This window comes from Streptomyces sp. NPDC004610 (genome assembly GCF_040609715.1).
Taxonomy (GTDB): Bacteria; Actinomycetota; Actinomycetes; order Streptomycetales; family Streptomycetaceae; genus Streptomyces.
In genome coordinates this window covers 139,243-157,619 of the sequence record NZ_JBEXLA010000005.1, presented here as the reverse complement: position 1 = coordinate 157,619, position 18,377 = coordinate 139,243, and the positions used below count along the sequence as shown (strand labels likewise).

General features: G+C 71.7%; 18 protein-coding genes. 13 read left to right on the top strand and 5 right to left on the bottom strand.

Going from position 1 to position 18,377, the window contains the following annotated elements:
- Positions 1-190: 190 nt before the first annotated feature.
- The 4 genes from ABZX40_RS07525 to ABZX40_RS07510 all read left to right on the top strand — a co-directional run bounded on the left by ABZX40_RS07525 (position 191) and on the right by ABZX40_RS07510 (position 2,576).
- The gene (locus ABZX40_RS07525; protein ID WP_355730995.1) at positions 191-703 is read left to right on the top strand and encodes a methylated-DNA--[protein]-cysteine S-methyltransferase; all 513 of its coding nucleotides are present in this window, start codon (positions 191-193) and stop codon (positions 701-703) included.
- A 141-nt stretch (positions 704-844) separates the two neighbouring features.
- Positions 845-1,240 (top strand): Ada metal-binding domain-containing protein, encoded by a 396-nt coding sequence (locus tag ABZX40_RS07520; protein ID WP_355730993.1) that lies wholly within the window; start codon positions 845-847, stop codon positions 1,238-1,240.
- A complete protein-coding gene (locus ABZX40_RS07515) occupies positions 1,237-1,899 on the top strand; it encodes a hypothetical protein (protein ID WP_355730991.1) in 663 nt (220 codons plus the stop codon). The genes ABZX40_RS07520 and ABZX40_RS07515 overlap by 4 nt, the downstream gene beginning before the upstream one ends.
- Positions 1,896-2,576 (top strand): alpha-ketoglutarate-dependent dioxygenase AlkB, encoded by a 681-nt coding sequence (locus ABZX40_RS07510; RefSeq protein ID WP_355730989.1) that lies wholly within the window; start codon positions 1,896-1,898, stop codon positions 2,574-2,576. Before ABZX40_RS07515 ends, ABZX40_RS07510 begins: the two co-directional genes overlap by 4 nt.
- 71 nt (positions 2,577-2,647) lie before the next feature.
- On the opposite strand, the gene ABZX40_RS07505 is transcribed toward ABZX40_RS07510, so the two are convergent.
- The gene (locus ABZX40_RS07505) at positions 2,648-3,097 is read right to left on the bottom strand and encodes an ester cyclase (RefSeq protein ID WP_355730987.1); all 450 of its coding nucleotides are present in this window, start codon (positions 3,095-3,097) and stop codon (positions 2,648-2,650) included.
- A 335-nt stretch (positions 3,098-3,432) separates the two neighbouring features.
- Between ABZX40_RS07505 and ABZX40_RS07500 the strand changes: the two genes are divergently transcribed.
- Together ABZX40_RS07500 and ABZX40_RS07495 are read left to right on the top strand one after the other, a co-directional pair.
- Entirely contained in the window at positions 3,433-3,960 is a 528-nt protein-coding gene (locus tag ABZX40_RS07500) for an RNA polymerase sigma factor (protein ID WP_355730985.1), read from the top strand.
- Positions 3,957-4,577 (top strand): methylated-DNA--[protein]-cysteine S-methyltransferase, encoded by a 621-nt coding sequence (locus ABZX40_RS07495; protein WP_355730983.1) that lies wholly within the window; start codon positions 3,957-3,959, stop codon positions 4,575-4,577. Before ABZX40_RS07500 ends, ABZX40_RS07495 begins: the two co-directional genes overlap by 4 nt.
- A 34-nt stretch (positions 4,578-4,611) precedes the next feature.
- On the opposite strand, the gene ABZX40_RS07490 is transcribed toward ABZX40_RS07495, so the two are convergent.
- Positions 4,612-5,829, bottom strand: coding sequence for a hypothetical protein (locus ABZX40_RS07490; protein ID WP_355730981.1), 1,218 nt, complete (start codon positions 5,827-5,829; stop codon positions 4,612-4,614).
- A gap of 219 nt (positions 5,830-6,048) precedes the next feature.
- On the opposite strand from ABZX40_RS07490, the gene ABZX40_RS07485 reads away from it, so the two are divergent.
- Entirely contained in the window at positions 6,049-6,720 is a 672-nt protein-coding gene (locus ABZX40_RS07485; RefSeq protein ID WP_355730979.1) for a flavin reductase family protein, read from the top strand.
- Between the two features lie 33 nt (positions 6,721-6,753).
- Here ABZX40_RS07485 and ABZX40_RS07480 read toward each other — a convergent pair whose 3' ends face one another.
- Positions 6,754-8,538 (bottom strand): helix-turn-helix domain-containing protein, encoded by a 1,785-nt coding sequence (locus tag ABZX40_RS07480; protein ID WP_355730978.1) that lies wholly within the window; start codon positions 8,536-8,538, stop codon positions 6,754-6,756.
- A 340-nt stretch (positions 8,539-8,878) separates the two neighbouring features.
- Here ABZX40_RS07480 and ABZX40_RS07475 point away from each other — a divergent pair, with 340 nt between their 5' ends.
- The 6 genes from ABZX40_RS07475 to hpaD all read left to right on the top strand — a co-directional run bounded on the left by ABZX40_RS07475 (position 8,879) and on the right by hpaD (position 15,814).
- Positions 8,879-9,658 (top strand): class II aldolase/adducin family protein, encoded by a 780-nt coding sequence (locus ABZX40_RS07475; protein ID WP_355730976.1) that lies wholly within the window; start codon positions 8,879-8,881, stop codon positions 9,656-9,658.
- 9 nt (positions 9,659-9,667) lie between these two features.
- Positions 9,668-10,828, top strand: coding sequence for a 2-dehydropantoate 2-reductase (locus tag ABZX40_RS07470; protein ID WP_355730974.1), 1,161 nt, complete (start codon positions 9,668-9,670; stop codon positions 10,826-10,828).
- A complete protein-coding gene (locus ABZX40_RS07465) occupies positions 10,825-12,306 on the top strand; it encodes a fumarylacetoacetate hydrolase family protein (protein ID WP_355730972.1) in 1,482 nt (493 codons plus the stop codon). The genes ABZX40_RS07470 and ABZX40_RS07465 overlap by 4 nt, the downstream gene beginning before the upstream one ends.
- Positions 12,290-13,222 (top strand): 4-hydroxy-tetrahydrodipicolinate synthase, encoded by a 933-nt coding sequence (gene dapA / locus ABZX40_RS07460; RefSeq protein WP_355730970.1) that lies wholly within the window; start codon positions 12,290-12,292, stop codon positions 13,220-13,222. The genes ABZX40_RS07465 and dapA overlap by 17 nt, the downstream gene beginning before the upstream one ends.
- A 109-nt stretch (positions 13,223-13,331) precedes the next feature.
- Positions 13,332-14,813 carry a 5-carboxymethyl-2-hydroxymuconate semialdehyde dehydrogenase gene (gene hpaE, locus ABZX40_RS07455; protein ID WP_355730968.1) on the top strand — a complete coding sequence of 494 codons (1,482 nt, stop codon included), beginning with the start codon at positions 13,332-13,334 and terminating at the stop codon, positions 14,811-14,813.
- Positions 14,810-15,814 (top strand): 3,4-dihydroxyphenylacetate 2,3-dioxygenase, encoded by a 1,005-nt coding sequence (hpaD, locus tag ABZX40_RS07450; RefSeq protein WP_355730966.1) that lies wholly within the window; start codon positions 14,810-14,812, stop codon positions 15,812-15,814. Before hpaE ends, hpaD begins: the two co-directional genes overlap by 4 nt.
- A 172-nt stretch (positions 15,815-15,986) precedes the next feature.
- Here hpaD and ABZX40_RS07445 read toward each other — a convergent pair whose 3' ends face one another.
- Together ABZX40_RS07445 and ABZX40_RS07440 are read right to left on the bottom strand one after the other, a co-directional pair.
- Entirely contained in the window at positions 15,987-17,420 is a 1,434-nt protein-coding gene (locus tag ABZX40_RS07445; RefSeq protein ID WP_355730964.1) for an MFS transporter, read from the bottom strand.
- Between the two features lie 121 nt (positions 17,421-17,541).
- Entirely contained in the window at positions 17,542-18,372 is an 831-nt protein-coding gene (locus ABZX40_RS07440) for a GntR family transcriptional regulator (protein ID WP_355730962.1), read from the bottom strand.
- Positions 18,373-18,377: the final 5 nt, after the last annotated feature.

Below are 18,377 nucleotides of genomic sequence, written 5' to 3'. Positions count from 1 at the left end.
TGGGTCCGGGGTGCCGGAGCCGCGGTGTCCGAATCCCGCCAGCAACGCTGGCCTGGAAGGATCAGGATGGGTCTTGTCCGGAGATCCGGGTGACGAGATCGGGCGACGAGAATCGGGCGACGAATCTCGGATGGCGAGACTCGGATGACGAGACTCGGATCCTGGCTCAGAGGAGAGGAGACGTGACGAGATGACCGTCCACATGACCATGCAGAGCCCACTGGGTGACCTCCTGCTCACCGGCGAGGAGCCCGCGACGCCCGGCGGAGCCGTGACGCTGTCCTCCATGTCGATGCCGGGCCAGCGGAACGCCCCGGTCGTCCAGCGGAGCTGGCGGCACGACCCGGCGGCCTTCGCGGAGCCGGTCCGGCAGATCGAGTCGTACTTCGCGGGCACACTCACCGAGTTCCGGCTCGAACTGGCCGACAGCGGAACCGAGTTCCAGCGCCTGGTGTGGCAGTCCCTGGACGCACTGCCCTACGGGGAGGTGACCAGCTACGGCGCACTGGCCCGCCGGCTCGGCCTGCCGCGTGACCGTGTGCAGGCCCTCGGCGCCGCGATCGGCGCCAACCCCTTGCTGATCGTCCGGCCCTGCCACCGCGTCATCGGCGCGGACGGCACCCTGCGGGGTTACGCAGGCGGTGTCGAGCGCAAGCAGCAACTCCTCGTCCACGAGGGCGCACTACAGCCGATGCTCGGCTGACCACGGACCGCCGCCCATGCCACGTCAATCCCCCAGACGGGCTGGGCGGCACCTGGCACCTCCCACCTCCCACCCACCACCCACCACCTCTCCCCTCTCCCCTGTCACCTGTCACCTGTCACCTGAGCGGAGCCGGGCCCCATGCCGACGGACACACCGGCGCCGAGGACCACGCCGCAGCCGCGCACCTACACACTCACCGGCGCCGACGGCCGCCCCTTCGCCAGCACCACCCCCGGCGATCTCGGCGGTCACCGGCGCGGGCGGCTGTACGGGCGCCTGGACTGCCCCGCGGCCCTCCGTGCCATCGCCGCCGGCGGTTACATCCGCCACCGCGTGTTCTTCGCCGACGAGGCCACCGCGATAGCGGCCGGTTACCGGCCCTGCGCGGTGTGCCTGCCCGACAAGTACCAGCAGTGGAAAGCCCACCCAACAGGAGACACAGCCAGTGACACACCTAGAGACCCAGCGGGAGACCAGCCGGAGACACAGCGGAAGACATCGCAGGAAACATCGCAGGAGACATCGCAGCCATGAACACCGAGCGCTCCACCTCGCGTTCCATCCGGCGTTCGCCGCTGATCCCTCCGGGGGACCGCAGCGCCTACGGCCCCCCGCCACCGCCCCCGGCGCCGCACACCGGACGCGAACTCGCCGCCCTGCTCGGCATGATGACCGAGCGCGGCCAATCCCCCCGCATCGACGCCGTCACCATCGGCCACAGTCGCGACACCGCGTCCCGCGCGGCGGCAGAGGCGTTCGCCGACGCATGGGGCGAGATCGCCGGGAAGTCCGTGCTCGGCGTCGTCGACTGGCCCGAGCAGGCCGCCTCGTGGCTGCGCCCCGCCCGCCGGCTCACCGACCCGGACCCCGATGCCTGGGTGATCGCGGCGGCCCCGCTCGGCTGGGCCCAACTCGCGCGCCGGTTGTGCCACAGCACCGGCTGGGAGGCGAGGCGTACCTTCGGTTTCGCCTCCCTCGCCGATTCCCGCGTCGTCGCCCTCGCCGGGCAGGGGACGCTGGACGGGCAGGGGACCCTGGACGGGCTGCGCGGTGTGACCGGCGACGGCAGCCGCTGGCGGATCGAACGCGGCTGGCTCACCACCCGGCTCACCACCCGGCTCGCTCCGGCCCCGGACGCCCCGCCCCCAGACGGCTCGGCCCCGGACGCCCCGCCCCCGGACGGCCCGGCATGAGCGAGACGCCCGCCCTGTTCGGCGTGGGAACGCCGCGCGGGCGCCGCGAGATCGCCCCGGGCGCCGTCCATCTGCCCGGCTGGCTCACCCCGGACCGACAGGCGGACCTCGTCAGCGCCTGCCGCGCCTGGGCCCGCGGCCCGGTGCCGATCCGTCACACCCAGCTGCCGCGCGGCGGAGTCATGTCCGTGCAGACGGTGTGTCTCGGCTGGCACTGGCAGCCGTACCGCTACAGCCGCACGGCCGACGATGTGAACGGCGCCCACGTCGCCGCCTTCCCCGACTGGCTGACGGCCCTGGGGCGCCGCGCGTACGCCGATGCCTACCAGGACCCGGACGGTGCCGCCGGCTACACCCCCGACGCCGCGCTGATCAACTACTACCGCGCCGACGCCAGGCTCGGTATGCACCAGGACAAGGACGAGAGGTCCGATGCCCCGGTGGTGTCCCTCAGTCTCGGTGACACCTGTCTGTTCCGTCTCGGCAACACCGTCAACCGCAACCGGCCCTGGACCGATGTCGAACTCGCCTCCGGCGATCTGCTGGTCTTCGGCGGCCCGTCCCGCCTCGCCCATCACGGCGTGCCCAAGGTCTACCCCGGCACCGGCGATCCGTCCATCGGACTGACCGAGGGCCGTCTCAACATCACGCTGCGCGTGACCGGCCTCGCCGGATGACACCGGCGCCCGCGCCCACCCGCAAGAAGAGGGGCCAGGTCGGACCCGGCCCCTCTCGTCATGCCAACAGATCACGCGGTGGGGATGATGCCCAACTGCTGAAGCACCTTGACGCCGTCATCGATGCCGAGTTCCTCGACGATGAGGCCGTTCTGCACCTTGAGGACGGTCGTGCCGGTGAAGCGCAGGGTCTTGCCGGAGGCGGGCGGAACGGAGCCGATCGGCAGGTCGTCGAAGACGATCGCGCCGGTGTGCCTGCCCCCGCCCTCCCACTGCCCGACGACATAGTCACCCTCGGCGATCAGATCGGCCGTACCCCAGAAGTTGAGGTCGGGGAACGCGGTACGGAAGTTGCTGGCGAACGCTCGTACCTGGTCGCGTCCGCGCATCGGCCGGTGCAGCGAGTACTCGAAGCGGATGTCGGGGTGGGCCAGCTCATCGATGACGCCCGGGTTCCAGGGGTTGCCCCAGAACTCGGTGAACCAGCGCCCGACGATCGCCTTGTTCTCCTCGGTCGACATATGCGTGTCCTCTCTGAAGGGGTGACACCGATCCGGAGCCGGTCGGCGCCGGGTGAGGGTGAGGGTGAGTGGCGGATCTGCGCGGCGGCGGGGCAACCCTGCTCACCGCCTGATCGCGAGCCCGCTGCGATGCCCTCACCAGGTAGACGACGGCCGCACCGAGAACGTGAGGTGGGTGACGTGAGGTGAGGTGAGCCACCCGGCCTTCCCGCCTCACCTCACACAACCCCGCTGCCGCACGTCTACAGGGTGAGGAAGGGAGAGCGACGGTCGGGGCCGTCGCCGTACCCCGCCTGCCTTGCTCCGAAGCACATACCGCCACCTGAAAGATGGACATGAAGCAGCCGTTCGAGAAGGTCGTGGCCGAGCACGGGCCAACTGTGCTCCGGGTGTGCCGAGTTGTCCTGGGTTCCCAGGACGCGGACGACGCCTGGTCGGAGACCTTCCTGTCCGCGATGCGGGCCTACCCCGATCTGCCCGAGACGGCCAATGTGGAGGCATGGCTGGTGACGATCGCGCACCGCAAGGCGATCGACGTACTGCGGGCGGCGCGGCGAAGGCCGATGCCGGTGGACGAGGTACCCGGGGTACCAACCGCCCCGGGCCTGCCCGAGCCCGCCCACCTGGACCTGTGGGCGGCGGTACGCGAACTGCCGGCCAAGCAGCGTCAGACTGTCGCCTACCACTACGTCGCCGGTCTCCCCTACGCGGAGATCGCGCAGATCCTCGGTGGAACCGCCGACGCGGCCCGCAGGGCTGCCGCCGACGGCATCAGAAACCTCAGGAAGCACTACCCGCACAGAGAAGCCGAAGTAACCGAGGCAGCCAAAGTAGCTGAAGAAAACGAAGGAGGGACACCATGAGCAGCGGCACCCCGCCCACTGACGCCATCATCGCCCTGCTGTCGACGCCGGAGGACGCCGCGATCCTGGCCCGTCTGCACCAGCGCCTGGAGCAGGAGGCCGAGCAGGCCGGTCTGGTCGACATCGCCTACACGGTCGTCGACTCCCCCGTCGGGCGTCTGCTGCTGGCCGCCACGGCGCGGGGCCTGGTCCGGGTGGCCTACGCCGGCGAGGACCATGACCGGGTGCTGGACGACCTCGGCCACAAGCTCGGTCCACGCGTCCTGCGCGCCCCGCGCCGTCTGGACGCCGCGGCCCGGGAACTGGACGAGTACTTCGCCGGACTGCGCCAGCGATTCGATCTCCCCCTCGACCTGGCGCTCTCCCGCGGCTTCCGCCGGACCGTCCAGCAGCACCTGCCGGAGATTGGCTACGGGCAGACGCGCAGCTACCGGCAGGTCGCCGAACTCGCCGGCAGCCCGAAGGCCGTCCGCGCGGTCGGCACCGCCTGCGCCACCAACCCCCTGCCCGTGGTCATCCCCTGCCACCGCGTCCTGCGCGCCGACGGCACCCTGGGCGGCTACATCGGCGGCCTGGACGCCAAGACGACGCTGCTGAACCTGGAGAGGACGACGTAGGCGAACCGGACCGGGCAACCGGCTGGCCGACCCCTCACCCCTCCACCTCACCGGCATCCGCGAGTGCGCCCAGCCCGAGACCGGAGAGGATCCGATCGACGTCCTCGTCCTCGGCTCCCTCGACCTCGATGTCGCCCGCCACCTCCAGTTCGAGGTGGGCGAATCGCGGGGCCAGTTCAGCCAGTACGGCCAACGGATCGCCCTCGCCGTCCTCCGCGTCTCCGTCTGTCTCCGCTTCCGTGATCACCAGGTCCCTGATGCCGAGGTGGGTGAGCTGCGGAAGTATGGGGTGCCGTGCGAGGAGGACGAAGTCGCCGGCCTCGTCGGGGTCGAAGTGCGCCTCACTCAGGTCCAGCGTTCTCAGCCTGGGATACCTGGACGGCTGAAGGTCGCCCAGCACGGCGTTCGAGGCCACGACACCATGGACGTCGTACTCGATCTCCACTTCCAGCGAGACGAGAGCCGGTGTCGAGTACGCGAACAAGGATCCGTCCGAGAGGACCGCACCCCGGGTCCGCAGATGGGTCAGGGCATCGTGTTCCACGTCTTCGAAGAGGAAGGCGCCTTCGAGTTCCAGGGTGCGCAGTGCGGGCAGTGACCTCCACAGTGCGCTCTCCGCCGTCTGGGGAACGACCGCTGCGTGGAGATAGCGTTCCGGTTGGACATGGTTCCCCGTCGAGGTCTCGTGCCACTCGAAGAGCGTCTCGAAGTCATGGCCGAAGTAGAGGGTGTGGAGCCGGGGCCACTGGCGACGCGACAGCGCGACCGCGGCGCGCTCGGCGGAGTGGTGGTAGTCGGTGAGGTGCAGTTCGAGCCGGTTCAGCAGGCGGGCGGCAGGGTGGGACAACAGCGCGTCGATCAGCACGCCCTCCCACTGCTCGGGATCCGCCGGATCATAGGTGCCCTGTGGGACCGACTCCGCGAGAAGGTGTTCCACCAGTGCCTGCCGCTGCGGTTGGGTCTCCTTGACCAGCCGAAACGAAGCGCTGTCGATCAGACCACGGGACCAGCTGAACTGCCAGGACCCGTCGGCGCGCAGACCGTCGAGCCCGAACTCCCGCTCCACCTGCTCATAGGCGGAAGCCAGTTCCGCCGGATCCCCGCCCCCCTCCCCACTCTCACAGAGGTGCTCCAGCCGGATCGCCGCACCTCTCGGATCACCTGCCGCAGTCAGCGCATCGGCTTGAGCGAGCCATGCCTGCCGGTCGGCCGGGTCGGGGACGTCTGCGTTATCAAGATCGAATGAGCGCATGCGAAGTACCTTAGGACACCCATGTCGGCTGGTGAGTCGGGATCGAGACGGCTACGACTTGTCCGGCGTGGGTCGGAGAATTGAGTAGCGCCCTCGGTGGCCCTCCGGAGCAGGAGGGAGTTGCTTTCCGCGCCCCCATCGCATGTCCGCCCGCCCCTCCCTGCCTCCCCCACGACACTTCGCCCCCGGCCGAAGCGTCCCGCCCCTAACCTGCCTCCCATGAACACCGCACCTCCCGGCACCCTCCCCACCCACCCCGGCGCCTCCCATCTGGAGATCGAGCCCAGCATCCTGTACTTCGGGACGCCCGTGGTGCTCCTGTCCACGGAGAATCAGGACGGTTCGTTCAACCTCGCCCCGATATCGTCCGCCTGGGCCCTCGGGCGGACCGTGGTGCTGGGGCTCGGCCGTGAGGGGCAGACCGCGTGCAATCTCCAGAGCCGGCCCGAGTTGGTCATCAGTCTGCCGTCGCCCGCCCAATGGCCGGTCGTGGAGCGGCTGGCGCCTCTGACCGGGCGGCATCCGGTGCCCGTCGGCAAGCCCGCGGGGTGCCGGTTCGAGCCGGACAAGTTCGGGGCGGCCGGGGTCACCGCCGAGCCGTCGCAGTCGGTCCGGCCGCCTCGTGTCGCCGGATGTCCGATCCAGCTGGAGGCGCGCGCCGAGCGGGTGCAGCCGGATGTCTCCGGGGAGTTCGTCATCGTCGAGGCGGTGGTGTGCAAGGTGCACGCCGATGCCCGCATCGTCGTGCCGGGCACCGATCACATCGACCCCGCGGCCTGGAGTCCTCTCATCTACAACTTCCGCCACTACTTCGGACTCGGGCCGGAGCTTGGCCACTCCTATCGCACTCAGACTCCTCGCAGCGTCGCCCGTCAGTCGGTGAGTCAGTGAGTCGGTGAGTCGGTGAGTCGGGCAGTCTGCCGGTCAGTTGACTGGGCCGTCCGCGCTCGGGGCACCCGGCGTGCCGCGCAGCGCCGCCGCCACCTCCACGGCCAGGAGGAGGCGGCGGGTGGGGTCGTCCAGGGTCAGGCCGAAGAGCCGCTCGGCCTTGCGCAGGCGCTGGCGGAGGGTGTTCTGGTGGATGTGCAGGGCCGCGCCGGCGGGGGCGACCTCGCCGAAGTGGTCGAGATAGGCGGCCACCGTGGCCAGGAACTCGGTGCCGTGTTCGGCGTCGTGGGCCGCGATGCGCTCGGCGAGGCCGGTGCGCAAGTCCGCCCGTTCGCCGACGACCCGCAGCAGTCTGCGCAGGACCAGGTCGGCGCGGAGGTCATCGAGGGGGTGGAGGCCCGGTCCGGCGCCGGTGTCGTAGAGATGGTCCAGCGCGGCGTCGATGTCGTGGCGGGAGGTGCGCAGTGATTGCGGGGAGACGGCGGTGTGGACCAGGGCATAGCGGCGCCGGGTCGCCCGGTGGGCCCGTCGGTGGAGGTGGTCCAGCAGATGGGCCATGGGCACGGCGGTAGCGGGGGCAGACGGCAGCAGGGCGTACAGGCGGCCCCCGATGACCGCCGCGGCGGTCTCGTACCCCAGGGCGCGTCCGTCCAGGGCGACCAGGTCGAGCAGGCGCAGCAGATCGGCGCGGCGGCGGGCGTCCTCGCCCCCGGCCCGGTCCGGGGAGGGGGCGGCTCCCTGGGCGGGGGGTACTTCGGCCAGGCCGATCAGCACTCCGGGCGGCAGCCGCTCCGCCCCGGTGCCGACCGGCTCGTCGGAGCGGGGGGTGTCCAGAGCCGCGCGCAGGGCCTCGTTGCGGCTGTCCTGGTCGGCGTCGATCTGGCGGCGCAGCGCGAGCATGTGCAGGGCGGCCACCCCGGCGGCCTCACGGAGGGCGGCTTCGACATCGCCGGGCGGGCCGTCCGGCGGGAAGGCCACCCAGAGGGATCCGAGGACATCCGTACCGGCCCGGATCGCCACGGCCATCCTCGGCAGATCGCCGGGCCGGTGGTGGCGTACCACGGAGTCGGTCCGCCACAGTTCGCGGTCCAGGTGGTCGGCGAGGGCGTCCTCGGGGACCTGCCGGTTCAGGATGCCCCGGCGGCGGGTGTCGTCGATGGGCTGTCCCGGCAGGGTGGAATAGGCCACGACGACCTGGTGGACGTCCATGATTGCGACGGCACCGCCGACGATCGCGGCGAGAGCGTCGGACAGGGCGAACAGATCTCCCCCACCCGGGCGTTCCCCGCCCGGCCCCGGCGGGGCGGGCAGCCGGGTCAGCAGGGTGCCGACCAGGTGCTGGATCCGGCTCCACGGCACCGCCGGGTCCACCGCGACGACCGCCACCCCCTCGCGGCGGGCCCGGTCCAGCAGGGCGGGGGCGACGGGCAGCGCGGTCTTGACGGCGAGCGCCGCCGAGCAGCGGGCGGCGGTCCGCAGGGCTTCCTCGACGGCCGTCGTGGCGGCGGGGTCGAGGCCCACGGCGAGCAGCAGCAGCCCCGGCGGGAGATCGCGGGCCGCGTCGGGGCAGTCCAGCAGGTCGACGCCGGTGACGATTCCGGTGGCGGGCTCGGTGGCGATCCCGGTGGCGGCCCCGGTGACGGTCTCGGTGGCGGGCTCGGTGACGACCCCGGTGACGGTCGCGGTGACGGTCGCGGTGGCAGGCTCGGTGACGATCCCGGTCGCAGCCCCGGTGACGGCCCCGGGCGCGCCCTCGGACACCAGGGTCAAGGTGCCCGGCGGCAGCGCCTCCCTCAGGCGTCGCAGCGACAGCGGCGGCATGAGTCCTCCCTCGTTGCCGGATCGGCCGGAACGGGCCGCGACCGGCCGATCCGGGCCAGGACAGGCCAGGACAGGCCAGGACAGGCCATGATGTCGGTTCCGACATCACCAGTCGACCTCAAGTGTACGTTTCGCCATTGCCCCCGCCGGTGTGGGCGACGGATGCTCGTGGTGCACCGCCCTCCCCATCCGACCCCATCCGACCTCATCCGGCCCCGTTCCGATCCCTTCGGACGCGGCTCACCACCGCCGCGCCCGCCCCTCCCCCGCTCCCTCCCCCGCTCCCTCCCCGCCGCCCTCCCCGACCCCACGGCGTCCGCCCCGACCCCAAGGAGCCACGGTGACCCTCGCGACCCCTCCGCCCGCGCCTCAGGCCCCCTCGTCCATGAGTGACGCCGAGTGGCGGGCCCGGCTGGAACTGGCCGCCTGCTACCGGGTCTTCGATCATCTGGGCTGGGTCGAAATGATCTTCAACCACATCACACTGCGGGTTCCCGGCGAGGAGGGAAGCCTGCTCATCAACCCGTTCGGCCTGATGTACCACGAGGTCACGGCGTCGAACCTGGTGAAGATCGACTACGAGGGCCGGATCCTGTCCGACTCACCCTGGCCGGTGAACGAGGCCGGGCTGCTGATCCACACCGCCCTGCACGCGAGCCGCCCCGACGCCCACTGCGTCATGCACACCCACACCACCGCGGGCACCGGCGTGGCCTGTCTCGCCGCCGGTCTCGACCCGGACAACTTCTACTCGGCCCAGCTCCACGACATGGTCGCCTACCACGACTTCGAGGGCATCACCGTCAACCCCCGTGAGCGGGAGCGGCTGGTCGCCGATCTGGGCCCGCGCAATCTGCTGATCCTGCGCAACCACGGGCTGCTGGCGCTCGGCCCCACCCTGCCGGCCGCGTTCTCCGCGCTGTGGACGCTCCAGCGCGCCTGCGAGATCCAGCTGGCGGCGGCGTCCGCCGGGCAGCCGCTGGCCAAGGTGAGTCAGGCCGCCGCGGTGCAGTCCACCCAGGAGTCGTTCCAGCTGGGCGACCGCACCGGCGCGGGCCGGACGCTGTTCGAGGCGCTGCGCCGCAAGATCGACCGTATCGACCCGTCCTACCAGAGCTGAGGGATGACCGTGAAGATCACGATTGTGGGGCCGGGAGCCGTCGGCGCGACCCTGGCCGCCTCCTTCCTCCCGTCCGGCGCCCAGGTGTCGCTGCTGGGTTCCCCGGGCGCCCAGCTCGACGCGATCGTGGCGCACGGTCTGCTGCTGCGCAGCGGGGGGCGGGAGGAGCGGCACCGGCTGCCCGCCGCCGCCGACCCCGCCCTGCTGGACGTCCCGGACCTGGTGGTTCTCTGCGTGAAGTCGCAGGACCTGACCGGTGCCGTCGCCTCCGTCCTCCCCTGGATCACGGCGGGCACCGATCTGCTGGTCGTCGCCAACGGGGTGCCCTGGTGGCTGCTGGCGACCGTCGAGGACGCCCCCGGGGACCAGGTGATCCGGTCGGTAGACCCGCGGGGCGAGTTGCTGGCGCTGCTGCCGCCGTCGCGGGTCCTGGCCGGTGTGGCGCACTTCAGCAGTTCCGTCCCGGCGCCCGGCGAGGTCACCCACACCGGCGGCGATCTGCTGATCCTCGGTGAACCGCTGGGCGGCACCAGCGAGCGGGCCGAGAGGTACGCCAAGGCGCTCTCGCACGGTCCGGTGCGGGCGGAGCTGAGCATGGACATCCGTACCGCGCTCTGGGAGAAGCTGCTCGGCAATGTCAACCTCAATCCGGTGAGCGCGCTGACCGGGGCCACGGTGATCGACATCCTGGACACCCCGGCCGTACGGAACCTGTGCGCCACGATCTTCACGGAGGCCGCCGAGGTGGGGTCGCGGCTGGGGATCCCGACCGCCATGACGGCGGAGGAACGCCTCGATGTGGCCCGTCGGCTGGGTGCCTTCCGTACCTCGATGCTCCAGGACTCCGACCGCGGACGGCGGCTGGAGACGGACGCCATCCTGGGCGCGGTCCGCGAACTGGCCCGCCGTACGGGTGTGCTGAGCCCGGGGATGGACGCCGTGGACGGTCTGCTGTCACTGCGCGAGCGCATGCGGCATGGGGAGGCGGAGGCTGGCGGGGGGACCGAACCCGGCGGGGCAGAGCCTGAAAGCGGCGGGGCAGAGCCTGAGGGCTGCGGGACGGCAACTCAGGGCACCGGGGCGGAGCCCGAGGGCAGCGGGGCGGAACCCGAGAGCCGCCAGGCGGAGCCCGGCGGGGCGGCCGGGGCAGCCGGGGCACGCGGGCGATGACGCACCCGCTCGGTACGACCGCCCCGTCGAAGATCATCGCCCTGCATCTCAACTATCCGAGCCGGGTGGCGGAGCGGGGCCGGGTTCCTGCGCAGCCGTCTTACTTTCTGAAGCCGCCCTCGTCGCTGGCGGGTTCCGGGGAGCCGCTGGTGCGGCCCGACGGCTGTGAACTCATGGCGTTCGAGGGCGAGATCGCGCTCGTGATCGGTGTCCGGGCGCGGCGGGTGGCCCCGGAGGACGGGTGGCGGCACGTCAGGTATGTCACCGCGGCCAATGATGCCGGGGTGTACGACCTGCGGTACGCGGACCGGGGGTCGAATCTGCGCTCCAAGGGCGCCGACGGTTTCACCCCGCTCGGACCCCGGCTGCTGGACGCGCGGGCGGTGGACCCGGCGGGGCTGCGGCTGCGGACCTGGGTCAACGGGCAGCTCGTGCAGGACGACACCACGGACGGTCTGCTGTTCCCCTTCGGGCGGCTGGTGGCGGATCTGTCGCGGCTGGTCACGCTGGAGGAGGGTGATGTCATCCTCACCGGCACCCCGGCGGGGGCGTCGGTGGTGGTGCCCGGGGACACCGTCGAGGTCGAGGTGGGCGACGGCACCCTGTCCAGCGGTCGGCTGACCAACACCGTGGTGCGGGGCGAGGAACTGGCACCGTACGGGGCGATGCCGCAGGTGACACCCGGGGAGCGGGAGGCGGCGTGGGGTGCGGCGTACACCCCGCCGCCGTTGCTCGACCAGCGGATCGAGGACGGGCTGCGATCGGTGTCGGTGGCCACGCTCAGTGCCCAGTTGCGGGCCCGGCACGGGCTGCCGCACATGTCGATCGACGGGGTCCGCCCCACCCACCCGGAGCGCACGATGGTGGGAGTGGCCCACACCTTGCGCTATCTGCCCCTGCGTGAGGATCTGTTCCAGCGGTTCGGCGGCGGGATGAACGCGCAGAAGCGGGCGATCGAGGAGCTGCGTCCCGGTCATGTGCTGGTGATGGACGCCCGCCGGGACACCACCGCCGGCACCCTCGGCGACATCCTCGCGCTGCGGGCCCTGCGGCGGGGCGCCGCCGGTGTCGTCACCGACGGTGCTGTCCGGGACAGCGCGCTGATCAGTGAACTCGATCTGCCGGTGTACCGCGGGGGCGACCATCCCTCGGTGCTGGGGCGGCGCCATGTGCCCTGGGACACGGGCGGGCCCATCGCCTGCGGCGGCGCCCTGGTCCAGCCGGGCGACCTGATCGTGGGCGACGGCGACGGAGTGATCGTGGTGCCGCCCGAACTGGCGGAGCGGCTGATCGCCGACAGCCGGGAGCAGGAGCGGCAGGAGCAGTTCGTCACCGAGCAGGTGCGGGCCGGGCAGAGCATCGACGGCCTCTACCCGCTGGGCCCGGCCTGGCGCCCGGCGTACGAGCAGTGGTGCGCCCGGCAGGACACCGGCGCGACCCCTGAGTCAGGAGGAGTGAAAGATGAAGTTCCGCAGTGATCCGGCGTCGGTGCGCGGGTCGATCGCCCCGCTGGTGACACCGTTCGACGATGAAGGGGCGGTCGATCACGACAGTCTGCGGGCGCTGGTCCGGTTCCAGCTGGAGTCGGGGTCGCACGGGATCTCGCTGGGCGGGTCGACGGGTGAGCCGAGCGCCCAGAGCACGGCCGAGCGGATCGCGGCGATGCGGACGGTGGCGGAGGAGGTGGCCGACCGGGTGCCGTTCCTGCCGGGCACGGGCTCGCACAAGCTGGACGAGACCCTGGAGATGACGGCCGCCGCCCGCGACCTGGGCGCGGACGCCGCGCTGGTCATCACCCCCTACTACGCGCGCCCCACCCAGGAGGCGCTGTACGAGTGGTACGCGACCGTGGCCCGCGAGTTCCCCGATCTGCCGGTCGTCGCCTACAACGTGCCCTCGCGGACCGCCGTCGACATCGCGCCGGAGACGGTGCGGCGGCTGTTCACCGACTTCGACAACTTCGTCGGGGTGAAGGAGACCACCAAGGACTTCGAGCACTTCTCCCGGGTGCTGCATCTGTGCGGGCGGGAGCTGCTGGTGTGGTCGGGCATCGAGCTGCTGTGCCTGCCGCTGCTCGCGCTGGGCGGTGCCGGGTTCGTCAGCGCGGTCGCCAACATCGCCCCGGCGGCGGTGGCCCGGATGTACGAGGCGTGGGAGGCGGGTGACTTCGAGACCGCCCGGGATCTGCACTACCGGCTGCATCCGCTGGTGGATCTGCTGTTCGTGGAGACCAACCCGGCGCCCGTGAAGTGGGTCCTGCACCAGCAGGGCCGGATCGCGTCCCCCCGGGTACGGCCCCCGCTGACCGGCCCCACCGAGGCCGGGCTCGCCCGGATCCGCGCCCTGCTGGCCGAGGGCGGGGACCTCACGCCCCAGCTCGCGCCGGTTCCGTGACCGCCCCGCTCCCCCGTCGTGGAGCCGATGTATGAAAGGCCCCTTTGCCATGCGACCCACTGATCTTCCCCACTCCGCCATGCGACCCACTGATCTTCCCCACTCCGCCATGCGACCCACTGATCTTCCCGACGCCATCCGGCACTGGATCGGCGGCGCCCTGCTCGACTCCGCCGACGGGCGCACCTTCGAGGTGACCGACCCGGCCACCAACACCGGCTACACCCGTGCCGCGGCCGGTGGCGGCGCCGATGTGGAACGGGCGGTGACTGCCGCCCGAGCGGCCTTCCCGGCCTGGGCGAAGCTGCCCAGCCGACAGCGCGCCACCCTCCTGCACCGCGTCGCCGATGCCATCGAGGCCCGCCATGACCGGCTGGCGGAGTTCGAGTCGTTCGACTCGGGGTTGCCGATCACCCAGGCGCGGGGCCAGGCCCGGCGGGCGGCGGAGAACTTCCGCTACTTCGCCGATGTCATCGTCGCCCTCGGGGAGGAAGCCTTCCGGCAGGGGGAGGAGCAGATCAGCTATGTGGTCCGCTCCCCCGTCGGCGTCGCCGGGCTGATCACGCCCTGGAACACCCCGTTCATGCTGGAGAGCTGGAAGCTGGCCCCGGCGCTCGCGGCGGGCTGCACCCTCGTCCTCAAGCCCGCCGAATGGACCCCCCTGTCCGCGTCCCTCTGGCCCGGCATCCTCACCGAGGCGGGCGTCCCGGCCGGAGTCGTCAACATCGTCCACGGCATCGGCGAAGAGGCCGGTCAGGCCCTGGTCGACCACCCCCGCGTCCCGCTCATCTCCTTCACCGGCTCCACCGACACCGGCCGCCACATCATCCGCTCCAGCGCCGAACACCTCAAGACCACCTCCATGGAACTCGGCGGAAAGTCCCCGGTGGTGGTGTTCGCGGACGCCGATCTCGACGCCGCCCTCGACTCAGTGCTCTTCGGTGTCTTCTCCCTCAACGGCGAACGCTGCACCGCCGGTTCCCGGGTCCTCGTCGAACGCCCGGTCTACGACGACTTCGCCCGGCGCCTCGCCGAACGCGCCGCCGCCGTCCGCGTCGGGCCGCCCTCCGATCCCGCCACCGAAGTCGGCGCCCTCGTCCACCCCGAGCACTACGAACGTGTCCTCACCTACGTCGACATCGGCCGGAAGGAGGGACGGCTGCTGGCCGGCGGATCCCGCCCCGACCACCTCCCCGACGGCAACTACCTCCAGCCCACCGTCTTCGCCGACGTCCCCCGCGACGCCCGGATCTTCCAGGAGGAGATCTTCGGCCCCGTCGTAGCCCTCGCCCCCTTCGACACCGAGGCCGAGGCCGTGGAGCTGGCCAACGCCACCCAGTACGGGCTCGCCGCCTATGTGTGGACCGGCGATCTGACCCGGGGGCACCGCATCGCCCACGCCATCGACTCCGGCATGCTCTGGGTCAACTCCCACAACATCCGCGACCTGCGCACCCCTTTCGGCGGAGTCAAGGCATCCGGCGTCGGCCGCGAGGGCGGCGCCCACAGCATCGACTTCTACACCGAGTCCAAGATCGTGCACATCGCCCTCGGTGCGGTCCACACCCCGCGCTTCGGAGCCACCCGATGACACCCGTGCCCGCCCCCGATGTGGTCCGCTCCGCCTACGCCCAACTCGCCGTCACCGACCTGCCCAGGGCCCGCTGGTTCTGGGTGGACATGCTCGGCTTCCACATCCAGCACGAGGAACCCGGCGCCATCCATCTCCGGGGCACCGACGAACTCACCCACCACTCCCTCGTCCTGCGCCAGGGCCCCGTCGCCGCCCTCGACCACCTCGCCTACCGCGTACGCACCCCCGACGACGTCGACCGCGCCGAGCGGTTCTTCACCACCCTCGGCCGCCCCGTCAAACGCCTCGGTCCCGGCGAGGGCACCCACGGCATCGGGGACGCCGTACGCGTCATCGACCCCCTCGGCTTCCCGGTCGAGTTCTTCCACCACATCGAGCGCGGCGAGCGCCTCATCCAGCGCTACGACCTCCACCGCGGCGCCCACATCGCCCGCCTCGACCACTTCAACATCTGCACCCCCGACATCCCCGCCGCCTACACCCACTACCGCTCCCTCGGCTTCGGCTGCTCGGAGACCATCGAGGGCGACGAACACGAGCTGTACGCGGCCTGGATGTACCGCAAGCAGACCGTCCACGACGTCGCCTTCACCGGCGGCGCCGGCCCCCGACTGCACCACCTCGGCGTCGCCACCCACGAATCCCACCAGGTGCTCCGCTGCGCCGACCTCTTCGGCGCCCTGCACAAGGAGCACCACATCGAACGCGGCCCCGGCCGCCACGGTGTCTCCAACGCCTTCTACCTCTACCTCCGCGACCCCGACGGCCACCGCGTGGAGATCTACACCTCCGACTACTACACCGGCGACCCCGACCACGAGACCTACCGCTGGAACGTCCATGACGACCGCCGCCGCGACTTCTGGGGCAACGCCGTCATCGAGTCCTGGTACAAGGAGGCCAGTCCCGTCCTGGATCTGACCGGGACACCCCAGCCTGTCACCGCCGCGCTCGTCGACGAGTCCGCCGTGCGGGTCGGCGCCGATGGGCTTGGGTGAGCGTCTCCAAACGCCTCCATGTGCTGGTAAGGCCCTGAAGGGGGTCGGAGTTCGTCGTGGTGCGGTGGGGGCGGGGCGGGGCGGGTTGCGGTGGGGAGTCCTTCGGGGACGTGGCCGACCCGACCTTGCCCGCCTCCAGGGAGTTACTCGGCGTCGAAGGGGGCGATGCTCGTCAGGTCGTCCGCCGGTTGCTCAGGATGTGTCGGGCCTTGGCGCTGGCAGGGGCGGCGGCTTCGGCCGCGGTTGCGGCTTCGGCTTCGGCGGGGCCGGATGCCTCGGGGGTGCGGCGTCGGGGGCGTCCGGTCAGGCTGAAGGCGAACAGCACGAGCCCGCAGAGCAGTGCGGCGCCTCCCGCCACCAGGAACATGGTCGACGGGGACGCCCCGTCGGCGAGGAGCTTGGCTCCGAGCATCGGGCCGACGATGCCGCCGAGGCGGCCGGCGCCGGCGGACCAGCCCACGCCGGTGGCGCGCAGCCGGGTCTCGTAGAACATGGCGGACAGGGAGACCGTGCAGAGCTGGGCGCCGATGGCGCCGAGACCGGCGACGAAGGTGACGAGCAGGAGGAGTCCGCCGGAGCCGTTGGCCCAGCCGATGAGGGCGATGAAGACCGCGCCGACGGCGTAGGCCGCGCCGATCAGGCGGGCGGGCCGGGCGAGCCGGTCGGAGATCCGGCTGATCACCAGACAGCCCACGACACCGCCGAGGTTGAGCGCGGAGACGGCCAGCAGCGCGTTGCTCATCCCGGCGCCGGCCGCGATGGTGGGGAGCCAGACGGCCAGGAAGTAGGCCATCAGCAGGGTGCAGAACATGACGGCCCAGAGCAGGAGCGTGCCGGCCGCCCGGCCCTGGCGGAACAGGTCGACCACGGGTGACTTGGCGGCGCTGTCGTGCCCGGTCTCGGCGTCGGCGGTCTCGGGTTCGATGCCCAGCCGGTCCAGGATCTCGGCCGCGCCGGCGGTGTCGCCGCGGACCTGGAGGAAGCGGGCGGACTCGGGGAGCTTGACGAAGGCCACGACCAGCACCAGCAGAGGCGCGACGCCACCCACGTAGAACAGGCTCTGCCAGCCGAGGGCCGGGATCATCCACGCGGCGAGCAGCCCGCCGACCACGGCGCCCATGGGGAAGCCGCACCACATCAGTCCGACGACGGTGGCCCTGGATCTGGCGGGCGCGTACTCCGAGGCGAGGGAGACGATGCCGGGCACCGCGGCGCCCAGGCCGATCCCGGTGATGAAGCGCAGCACCTCAAGGGACTCCATCGAGGTGGCGAGGGCCGGGGTGAGCAGGGTGAGGAGCGCGAACTCCAGGACGCCGAACAGCACCAGCGGGCGGCGGCCCACCCGGTCGCCGATCACCCCGGCGGCCATCGCGCCGACCAGCCCGCCGAGCAGTCCGACACTGAAGACGGTGCCGAAGGAGTGCGGGTCGACCTGCCATTCGGCGCCGATCGCGGGGGCGGCGAGGGAGATCGCCTGGGTGTCGAACCCGTCCACCAGCGCCACCGCGGCGCACAGGGCGATGACCATGGCGACGGGGCGTGCGCCTCCGCCGCCGCCCGCTCTGCTCGGGGGGACGGAATCGTCGGTGATGTGGGGGCGGGACATGGGGCTCCTCGTTGGGTGTCAGGTCCTGCTGAGCGGTTTTCCTCCTGAGTACCGGGGCGGGGAGACGCTGGGCGGTGCTCATGTTCCGGTGGGCTGCGCTGTGCTGTGCTGTGCTGGGGGGCTACCTACTGGGTGTGGTGAGCCGGGTGTTCATGAGGGAGGCGATGAGCTGGGAGAACTCGGGGTTGGGACGGTCGGCATCGGCATCGGCGTCGGCGTCATGGGCGGTGCTGGCGACGACCTCGTAGGCATGGGCGTGGTACGCGCGGACCATGGCTGCCGCCCGCGCGCCGTCCCGGGCCTCCAGTGCCTCGACGATGGCCATACGGTGCGGGTGCAGGGCGCCCGTGTTCCGCTGCCAGTGGGCGAGGTTCGGGCCACCGGAGATGACGAAGGTGAGTTCCACCTGCACTTCGGCGAAGAACCGGCACAGCGTCGACAGCAAGGGGTTGCGCGAGAGGTCGGACAGCTGGTTCAGGAACCGGCTGAGATCGGTGGCCGCCGCCCCCACCTCCGTCACGACCGCGAGCCTCTCCGCGGCGGCGCGCAGAGCGGCGATCTCCTGGTCGGAGGCGTGCTCGGCGCCACTCTCGACCGCACGGGCGTTCAGCACCCCGAGCAGATCGAGCACCTCCGCCGGGCCCACGTGCGTCAGCTGGATCGCGGCGGCGATGGACTCGGCGATCATCCGGTCCGCCGACGCGGTCACGAACGAGCCGCTGCCGTGACGCACGCTGATCAGGCCCATCGCCGCGAGGGCGCGGACGGACTCCCGGACCGTGGCGCTGCTGACGCCGTAGCGCGCGGCGAGATCACGCTCGGCGGGCAGCCGTGTTCCGTCGGGCAGGGCGCCGCTCAGGATCTGGTGGCGGAGATCCACCATGATCCGGTCGGCGACCCGGCCACGATCAAACTTCTGGAACGCCGAGGCATCGTATGCGTCATCGGTCACTGGGT